Annotated in this window: 9 protein-coding genes; 2 read left to right on the forward strand and 7 right to left on the reverse strand. The window is 62.3% G+C overall.

The features are described from left to right. Positions 1-111 precede the first annotated feature (111 nt). A complete protein-coding gene (gene mnmC, locus CCOS191_RS19630; protein WP_046856636.1) occupies positions 112-2,082 on the forward strand; it encodes a bifunctional tRNA (5-methylaminomethyl-2-thiouridine)(34)-methyltransferase MnmD/FAD-dependent 5-carboxymethylaminomethyl-2-thiouridine(34) oxidoreductase MnmC in 1,971 nt (656 codons plus the stop codon). Positions 2,083-2,174: 92 nt separating this feature from the next. On the opposite strand, the gene CCOS191_RS28555 is transcribed toward mnmC, so the two are convergent. Both CCOS191_RS28555 and ptrR read right to left on the reverse strand, forming a co-directional pair. After that, on the reverse strand, positions 2,175-2,303 hold the full coding sequence (locus tag CCOS191_RS28555; protein WP_256206021.1) for a PA1414 family protein: 129 nt from the start codon (positions 2,301-2,303) through the stop codon (positions 2,175-2,177). A gap of 124 nt (positions 2,304-2,427) precedes the next feature. Next, complete coding sequence (gene ptrR / locus CCOS191_RS19635) at positions 2,428-3,321, reverse strand: putrescine utilization regulator PtrR (RefSeq protein ID WP_046856637.1); 894 nt, start codon at positions 3,319-3,321, stop codon at positions 2,428-2,430. Between the two features lie 106 nt (positions 3,322-3,427). On the opposite strand from ptrR, the gene CCOS191_RS19640 reads away from it, so the two are divergent. Further along, the gene (locus CCOS191_RS19640; protein WP_046856638.1) at positions 3,428-4,588 is read left to right on the forward strand and encodes an MFS transporter; all 1,161 of its coding nucleotides are present in this window, start codon (positions 3,428-3,430) and stop codon (positions 4,586-4,588) included. Positions 4,589-4,655: 67 nt separating this feature from the next. Here the strand turns inward: CCOS191_RS19640 and CCOS191_RS19645 are convergent, their stop codons facing one another. The 5 genes from CCOS191_RS19645 to CCOS191_RS19665 all read right to left on the reverse strand — a co-directional run bounded on the left by CCOS191_RS19645 (position 4,656) and on the right by CCOS191_RS19665 (position 8,104). After that, positions 4,656-5,582 carry a DMT family transporter gene (locus tag CCOS191_RS19645; protein ID WP_046856639.1) on the reverse strand — a complete coding sequence of 309 codons (927 nt, stop codon included), beginning with the start codon at positions 5,580-5,582 and terminating at the stop codon, positions 4,656-4,658. A 91-nt stretch (positions 5,583-5,673) separates the two neighbouring features. Next, entirely contained in the window at positions 5,674-6,078 is a 405-nt protein-coding gene (locus CCOS191_RS19650; protein ID WP_046856640.1) for a hypothetical protein, read from the reverse strand. A 106-nt stretch (positions 6,079-6,184) separates the two neighbouring features. Next, complete coding sequence (locus CCOS191_RS19655; RefSeq protein ID WP_052752637.1) at positions 6,185-6,583, reverse strand: SMI1/KNR4 family protein; 399 nt, start codon at positions 6,581-6,583, stop codon at positions 6,185-6,187. Between the two features lie 81 nt (positions 6,584-6,664). Then, positions 6,665-7,264, reverse strand: a complete 600-nt coding sequence (locus CCOS191_RS19660; protein WP_046856641.1) for a hypothetical protein — start codon at positions 7,262-7,264, stop codon at positions 6,665-6,667. 405 nt (positions 7,265-7,669) lie between these two features. Next, positions 7,670-8,104, reverse strand: a complete 435-nt coding sequence (locus CCOS191_RS19665) for a hypothetical protein (protein WP_046856642.1) — start codon at positions 8,102-8,104, stop codon at positions 7,670-7,672. Between the last annotated feature and the right edge of the window lie 114 nt (positions 8,105-8,218).

An 8,218-nucleotide genomic window follows, 5' to 3' on the forward strand; every position in this document is an offset into this window, starting at 1 on the left:
AGGATTTTTGCGCCCTCTGCGCTCAGCATCGCGACACCAGGCCGCTGCCACGAACGACGCAAGCGTCTGCAGATAGCTTAAGATCCACCCTTTGCTGCAACCGAGCCGACCATGTCCGACACCCTCCTCCCTACACAGGCCCAGATCGACTGGGATGACCAGGGCCGCCCCCACTCCCGGCAATACGACGATGTCTACTTCGCCATCAACGAAGGCATCGACGAGACCCTGCATGTGTTCATCGAGCAGAATCACCTGCGCCAGCGCTTCGCCGAGCTGCATCCGCATGCCTGCCTGGTGATCGGTGAAACGGGCTTTGGCACCGGCATGAACTTCTTCTGTGCCTGGCAACTGTTCGCGGAGCTTGCGCCCGCCGACGCGCGCCTGCATTTCGTCAGCGTCGAGAAGTACCCGCTGGCCCGCGAAGACCTGGCCCGCGCCATGCAACTGTGGCCGGAACTGGCAACCTTCACCCAGCCGTTGCTGGAGCAGTACGTGGCGATCCACCCGGGCTTCCAGCAGTTCAGTCTCGACGGTGGCCGCGTCACCCTGACCCTGATGATCGGCGACGCGCTGGAACAGTTGCCTCAGCTCGACGCCCGCATCGACGCCTGGTTCCTCGATGGCTTCGCCCCGGCGAAGAACCCCGACATGTGGACGCCGGAACTGTTCGCCCAGCTGGCGCGGCTGTCGCACCCCGGCACCACCCTGGGCACCTTCACCACCACCGGCTGGGTGCGTCGCTCGCTGATCGAGGCCGGCTTCACCATGAAGAAAGTGCCGGGCATCGGCAAGAAATGGGAAGTGATGCACGGGGTCTACAGCGGTGCGCCCGTCGCTCGCGCAGCGCCCTGGTACGCCCACCCGGCACCCGCATCGGGGCCACGCGAAGCGCTGGTCATCGGCGCCGGCCTGGCCGGCAGCGCCACGGCCCGGAGCCTGGCAGCACGAGGCTGGCAGGTCTGCGTGCTGGAGCGCCACGAGGGCCCGGCCCGGGAGGCCTCGGGCAATCCACAAGGCGTGCTGTACCTCAAGCTTTCCGCCCACGGCACCGCCCTTTCGCAGATGATCCTCGCCGGCTTCGGCTACACCCGCCGCTGGCTCGAGCATCTGCAGCGTGGCCAGGACTGGGATGCCTGCGGCGTGCTGCAACTGGCTTTCGATGATCAGGAAAATGCGCGCCAGGCCAAGCTGGCAGCGGCCTTTGACAACAGCCTGCTGCAGCGCCTGGAGCGCGCCCAGGCCGAAGCGATCGCCGGGGTCGCGCTGCCCAGCGGCGGCCTGTACTACCCCGAAGGTGGCTGGGTGCACCCGCCTGCGCTGTGCCAGGCGCAGCTGGACCACCCGCGTATCCGCCTACTTACCCACGCCGATGTGCTCGAGCTGCGCCGTACCGATGGGCTGTGGCAGGCCTGGGAGGGTGAGCGGCTGCTGGCCAGCGCACCGCTGGTAGTGCTGGCCGGCGCCGCCGATATCCGCCGTTTCCCGGCGTGCGCCGGGCTGCCGCTCAAGCGCATTCGTGGGCAGATCACCCGCCTGCCCGTGACCGAAAGCAGCCGTGCGCTGCGCACCGTGGTCTGTGCCGACGGCTACGTGGCGCCCCCGCGAGGGGACGAGCACACCCTTGGCGCCAGCTTCGACTTCAACAGCGAAGACCTGACGCCAACCGTGGCCGAGCATCAGGGTAACCTGGCGCTGCTCGATGACATCTCCACAGACCTCGCCGCCCGCCTGCGCACCGCCGAGCTGGACCCGGCGCAGTTGCAGGGCCGGGCGGCGTTTCGCTGCACCAGCCCGGATTACCTGCCCATCGTCGGGCCGATGGCCGATGTCGAGGCGTTCAACGAGGCCTACGCCATGTTGGGCAAGGATGCGCGGCAGGTACCGGATGTAACCTGCCCGTGGCTGGAGGGGCTGTACGTGAACAGTGGGCACGGCTCACGGGGCCTGATCACCGCGCCGCTGTCTGGTGAGCTGATTGCGGCGTGGGTCAGTGGTGAGCCGCTGCCGGTGACCAGGGCGGTGGCCGAGGCGTGCCATCCCAACCGCTTCGCGCTACGTCGGCTTATCCGCGGCAAGTAGCACCGGAATTGGGCGCTGCGCTCCCGAAAGCGCGCCCCTTGAACGCAAAAGGCCGCCGCATCGATTGGATGCGGCGGCCTTTTGCCTTGTGGTCAGCGCCGACGCGGCTGGCGCTTGCGCTGTTCTTCGTCGGTCGGGATCGGCACCGGCTGCAACGGTGGCGGAAGCAGGCCCAGGGCGACGGCGAGGTCATGGAGCCAGTTGTACATGCGTTCGTTCATATTGCCCCCTTGACGGGTCAGCCTCACGGTCAATCAATCTTGCGATGCGTCATACAGATCATAGTCCGATGTCTTGTATTGCGCATGCCTCTGTTCTTACAGATATGGGCGATTCTGACCCGGATCAAGCGCAGATGGCAGCTTCCGACGGTCGGTCAATCGTTTCGCTTTGTTGCAAATCGATCCAGGCCTGCAGATTGGCACCGCGTTTGCCCTGGCGCCACATCAACCAGGTCATCGCATGATCGAACGGTGCCTGCAAGCGGTGGGCACGCACCTGATCGCGCCCCGGCAGGCTGTCGAGCATCGATTGCGCCATGAGTGCCACCCCGGCCCCGGCGATCACGCAGGCCAGCATGCTTTGATAGGACTCGATCTCCATCACCCGGCCCATGGGCGTGTGGGCATGGGCATACCAGGCCTCCAGGCGCATGCGGTACGAGCAGCCCTGGCGAAAGGTGAACACCGCCTTGCCGGCAACGTCACTGGCGCTGTGCACCACCGGGTGTTCGGGGCTGGTGATCAGTACCAGCGTTTCCTCGCACAGTGGCACGCCATCCAGCCCGGCCAGGTTGAGCGGGCCGTCGACCAACGCCGCGTCCAGCCGATGGCTGAGCACGCCCTCGAGCAGTTCGGCACTAGGTGCCGCCTGGACCTGCAGGTTCACGGCTGGATAGGCCTGGTGATAACGCGCCAGCAGCGCCGGCAAGTGGATGGCCGCGGTGCTGTACATGGTGCCCAGCACGAAATCCCCCGCTGGCTGGCCGCCCTGCACCGCCGCGAGTGCTTCGTCGCGCAGGTTGGAAAGGCGGTTGGCGTAATCGAGCAGCACCTTGCCGGCCGGCGACAGCTGCAAGCGCTGGCGCTCGCGCAGGAACAACTCCACGCCCAGCTGCTCCTCGAGCTGACGCAGGCGCGTCGACAGGTTCGACGGCACCCGGTGCAAGCGCTCGGCGGCGCGGGTGACCGAGCCCTCCTCGGCCACGGCCTGGAAGATGCGCAGTTGGCTGAACTCCATAAGATTCTCCAAAACAGAACAACTTCATCATCATTATTCAATTTTATTGAAAGTCAATGCGCCCTACCCTGCCATCCATCGCATCCCTTCGTGCAGGAGACTTTCCATGTCGCCCTTCGTGCAACTGCTGGCCAGCGCCGTGGCGCTGATGATGGCCATGGGTATAGGCCGCTTCGCCTTGACCCCGCAACTGCCCCGGCTGATCGCCGAGGGCCAGTTCGACCTGACCGCTGGCGGCCTGGTCGCCGCCGCCAACTACCTGGGCTACTTTCTTGGCGCGGTGGACGGCATGTTCGCCCGCCAGCCACGCCAGGTACGCCTGCGCCTGCATGGCGGGCTGTGGCTGTGCGTATTGCTGACCCTGGCATCGTGGGCGGCCGACGGATTCTGGAGCCATTTGCTGCTGCGCTTCGGCACCGGCGTGGCCAGCGCCTGGGTGCTGGTGATGATCGCCAGCCTCAGCCAGCAACTGGCCAGTGCCCATGGCCGCCAGCGCCTCGGCGCACTGGTGTTCGCCGGACCCGGTGTCGGGATTGCGGCGACAGGCTTGCTGGCCTTGGCCGCGCACCTGCTGGGGCTGGATTCGGCGGCCCTGTGGCTGATTTATGGGGTCGCCGCACTGGTCATGCTGCTCGCGGTGCTGCCGTGGCTACCTCGAGCGCTCGAACCCGTCACCTTGCCCCTTGGCAACGACCGCGGCCCCAACAATGGCATCGGCCGCCTGGGCCTGGTCTACGCGCTCTACGGGATCGGCTACATCCTGCCGGCCACCTTCCTGTCGCAGATGGCCAGCCAGCAGTTCCATGGGCAATGGCTGGCCGACCTGTTCTGGCCGGCGTTCGGCCTGGCCTCGGCGCTGGGTGTGATGATCGTCAGCCTGCTTCGCCCGGGCCGCACCTCGACCTGGCTGAGCATCACCCTGTGGTTGCAAGGGCTGGGTGTACTGGCCTGCCTGCTCGGCGGCGGCGTCGGCCTGACATTGGGCGTGCTGCTGTGCGGCGGGCCGTTCCTGGCCTGCATGCAACTGGTGATGCAGCGCTCGCGGGAGCTGGCGCCCCATGCCACGCAGCGTAATGCCGGGTTGTTGACCGCTTGTTTCGCCCTTGGGCAATTGAGTGGGCCGCTGCTGGCGGCGTTGAGCAGCCATTTCAGTGGGGGATTACAGCCCGCATTGGTACTGGCTGCGGTAGGGATGGGATTGGCCGGGATGTTGGCCGGGGGCTTCTCGGGTCCACCAACCTGTGCCAGCCTGAGACAGGCAGGCTGACCCTGTGATGAGGCAAGCCCTTGTGGGAGCGGGCTTGCCTCGCGATAGGGCCGCAACTGCAGACCGCTTACCCCACCAGTTTGCGCAACTGCTGCCGCACCCACGCCTCGGCGCTGACCATGATCACCCCAAGCAGCACCATCACCGCGCCGATCACGAAGTTCAGGCTTAGCGGCTCGTCCAGCAGCAGCACGCCGAAGGTCACCCCGAACAGCGGCGTGATGAAGGAAAACACCGCCAGGTTCGACGCCAGGTACTTGCGCAGCAACCAGAACCAGGTCAGGTAGCTCACGAACGACACCACGATCCCCTGGAACAGCACGCTGCCCACCGCCAGCGGGGTCAGCGAGAAGTCGGCGATCTGTCCACTCACCAAAGCGATCAGCACCAGCCCGACAAACCCCACGGCCAGCTGGTAGAACAGGGTCAGGGTCGCCGGCGCCTCGGACAACCGCGAGCCGCGCACCACCACCGTGGTAGCGCCCCACGCCAGGCCAGCGAGAATCGCCAACGCGTCGCCAAGCAGCATGCGCCCATCGAGATGTTCGAGGGAAACACCGCCCGCGAAGGCCAGGGCAATCCCCCCGAACGCCAGCAGGATGCCCAGCCACTGCAACAGCCGCAGCCGCTCGCTAGGCATCATGAAATGCAGCCCCAGGGCGGTGAAGATCGGCGCGGTGTAGAGGAACACCGACATATGCGCCGCCGAGGTCAGCTTCAGACCCTCGGCGATGAATAGGAACTCCAGGCCGAACAACGCGCCGGCCAGCAGCCCGGCACGCCAGGTGCTGCCGACCTGCTTCCAACCACCCCGCAAGCACACCAGCAAGCCGACCAGTACCGCCGCGATGCCATTGCGAAACGCCGCCTGCATGACCGGTGCGATATCCACCGCGGCGGATTTGATCAGCACCTGCTGGCAGCCCCAGATCAGGCACAGCCCCAGCATGACCTGGAAAGCAAAAGCGTCGGGGTTCTTGCGGACCGCGGTCATGGGCGGCCCCTCTGCGGGTTGAACGACATGGCAAGGCTCGGCGGTGAGAATGGATCCCGATTATCGGGGGACCGGCCTTGCCGATGCCAGTCTAAATTGACCCGCCGGCGATCTGCGCCTTGGCCGAGACATGCTCGAAGGTGGCTTCGTCCAGGGCATCGGCCTGTTCATCGAGCACCTGGCGCGGATGTTCGAAGCCCGGAATGCTGCTGTCGATCAGGCTGAGCAGGCGCGAGCCGCGCGGGCTGAGGACGAAATTCTCGCCGTTGCCACCTTCCGCTTCAGGCCGGCTCTCGATGAAACCGCGTTCGAAGAGGATCTTTTCGTACTTGCAGGCCTGGGCCTTGAGCTGGTTCAGATCGCCCGGCGCCTCACCATCGGCGGCCAGCGCGGCGGCATGCTGCTCGGCATAGGGGCGCGGCGTGAAACTGTGACCGGCGCCGTTCTGCACTTCGTGCAGCAAGCGTTCGATCAGGTCCCAGTCATATGTGCTCATGGGGTAAGCCTCCTGCTGTGGACAAGTAGGTACACAGCGTGGGACTGACAGAGGTTGCCAGGTGTTCAATCAGAAACCGAAGGGCCACCCCATTGCTCCTCGACGGCTACAAGTCGTTCAGCATTTCACGTATGTACTCGGAAAAACTGTCCGCCACTTGATGCGCTTCACGGCTTACCGGGTCGATATCGACAACCACCCAGCCATTGTTCGTATCGAACCCCGAGCAGTACCCCTGCATGTCATCTCCGAACAGGAGGATGCCGTCCAGGGGGAGTTCATCATCTTCGTCGTAGACCTGGTCTGGGGTCAGCAGGCCCTCATACAACATGTAGGCAGCCTCACCCACTTCACCCCAGCCAAGCTCCTTCATGAAGGCAACATAATCGGCTGGCACTTGCGAATGATCGGCAGTCAGTGCCGCGAGCACCTGCGCATTGGCTGTCTCCAGTTTTGCAAGCAGACCGGATGCCTTGTCCGGCTGCAGATCTTCATACCTGTCCACGACTGCTCCTTCCATGTCACGAATCAGCCGAAACTCGATCACGACAACGCCGGGGTGGCGAACATGCTTTTGGCCCCGGGCTTAGCACCTATACAAATCGTAAAAATACTCGTTGATACATTTCCCACTCAACACTTGTTTCGAATCGAAATCCAAGGTTTGAGAGACAACAACTCCTGATCTCAGGCTCTCTGGAAAATCTTCAATCGATGCATACTCCCCTGGCACCAGAAACCTGAAGTAGTCCCCCATACTCGTAGGGCCATCAAATCCAACGGGGAAGTCCTCTCCCTCCTGGGAACCTTCGACTGCGTGATAAACAAAGAAACCTTTGTTAAAGGCAAGGCTGGCTTCACTGTAGATTCCTCGCTCTTCGAGATCGCGTAACAGCTCATCCAGCACGAAAGCCTTGTCTCTTCCTTGCCAGCGCCATGCCGAATACAAGTCCACCGTAAAGCCACATTTCTTCAAAGGTGGGTACGACCGAAAGACCTGAGACTCCTCCCACATGAACTCACTGAGGGTGTCCAGTATTTCCTCCGCTCCGTTCAGTGCCAGGAGCGCTTTCGGAATATCACCAAAACAATTGTTCACCATGACCGCAATTCGACCAACTCTATCCATGGCCAACCAAGTGTATAGGGTACCGAAGCCAGGTTCCCATTGTTCATCAAGGCTCATTACCGGCTCCCCTTAGGCCATGTCACCGCGCAATTTTCGCAAGTTTTTATGATGGCGCCGGGAGGAACATCGCCTCGTCCCCAGACCCCGATCAAAAGGGCACAGATTTATTATATAAACTCTAACTTCGACGCCTTCGATTCAACGCTCAACGTCCTCTTCGGTAGAGGATTGACAAATAATTCTGTCCCCTTTTCGTCACAAGCCGGTAACCTGGTTATGGCTCGGGGTCACATAGACATCTCGCCGGTGCCGCCCATCCATCTGACTTCCGCCGCTATGCGACGTCGAGGCAGCAGCACAGGCAACTCAGTGCAGATAGCCCGTGCGCTCACCACTCGATTACTACATCCGGAGTGTATTTCTTGGAACTTCATAACATATAACAGCGGCAACTTTGCCCTTTCATACCGGCACCGGGATAGGTACATGGACAGCTTCTACTATCGCACTCTTGCCACTTTCCAAGTCTGGAGCGTAGAGCCCGATCTCGAGACCATCCGTCAGCAATTTCATACCGGAACCATCGTCCTCGAATTCATAATTTACATGTACCCGCTGGAAAAATCGCTCCAGCAAATCGACCGAAACCCCGAGAAGTGCCTGCCCCTGAAAGTCCAGAGATGCTTCAGGATAGTAAAGTTGCACCCCGCTCAAGCTATCGTGCTGGTCATACCATGCCTTCATCAGCGCATCACCAAAGACATCCGTCGAATTCTCGGAGAAAGCAGTCTTGGCAAACACCTTGTAGGGGAGTTTTAACTTGGCCCTGACTTCATCGCGCCCGCGCATCCCAGCAAATACATCAAGCCCATCTTTCGAACTATACGTGAAATTCATGCCATCACCTTTTGATGAAGTCGTTCAACATAAAGGTAACAGATTTATTTTCCAATGACGGCCTGGATGACTCAACGGGAGAACTGCCTTCAACGCCTGACTAATGACTGTTCC

It is taken from the genome of Pseudomonas sp. CCOS 191, from assembly GCF_001007005.1.
GTDB classification, from domain to species: Bacteria; Pseudomonadota; Gammaproteobacteria; order Pseudomonadales; family Pseudomonadaceae; genus Aquipseudomonas; species Aquipseudomonas soli.

Excerpts from the sequence above, each read along its gene's own strand:
- mnmC (WP_046856636.1), top strand. The coding sequence starts at position 112 with ATGTCCGACACCCTCCTCCCTACACAGGCCCAGATCGACTGGGATGAC.
- CCOS191_RS28555 (WP_256206021.1), bottom strand. The coding sequence starts at position 2,303 with ATGAACGAACGCATGTACAACTGGCTCCATGACCTCGCCGTCGCCCTG.
- ptrR (WP_046856637.1), bottom strand. The coding sequence starts at position 3,321 with ATGGAGTTCAGCCAACTGCGCATCTTCCAGGCCGTGGCCGAGGAGGGC.
- CCOS191_RS19640 (WP_046856638.1), top strand. The coding sequence starts at position 3,428 with ATGTCGCCCTTCGTGCAACTGCTGGCCAGCGCCGTGGCGCTGATGATG.
- CCOS191_RS19645 (WP_046856639.1), bottom strand. The coding sequence starts at position 5,582 with ATGACCGCGGTCCGCAAGAACCCCGACGCTTTTGCTTTCCAGGTCATG.
- CCOS191_RS19650 (WP_046856640.1), bottom strand. The coding sequence starts at position 6,078 with ATGAGCACATATGACTGGGACCTGATCGAACGCTTGCTGCACGAAGTG.
- CCOS191_RS19660 (WP_046856641.1), bottom strand. The coding sequence starts at position 7,264 with ATGAGCCTTGATGAACAATGGGAACCTGGCTTCGGTACCCTATACACT.
- CCOS191_RS19665 (WP_046856642.1), bottom strand. The coding sequence starts at position 8,104 with ATGAATTTCACGTATAGTTCGAAAGATGGGCTTGATGTATTTGCTGGG.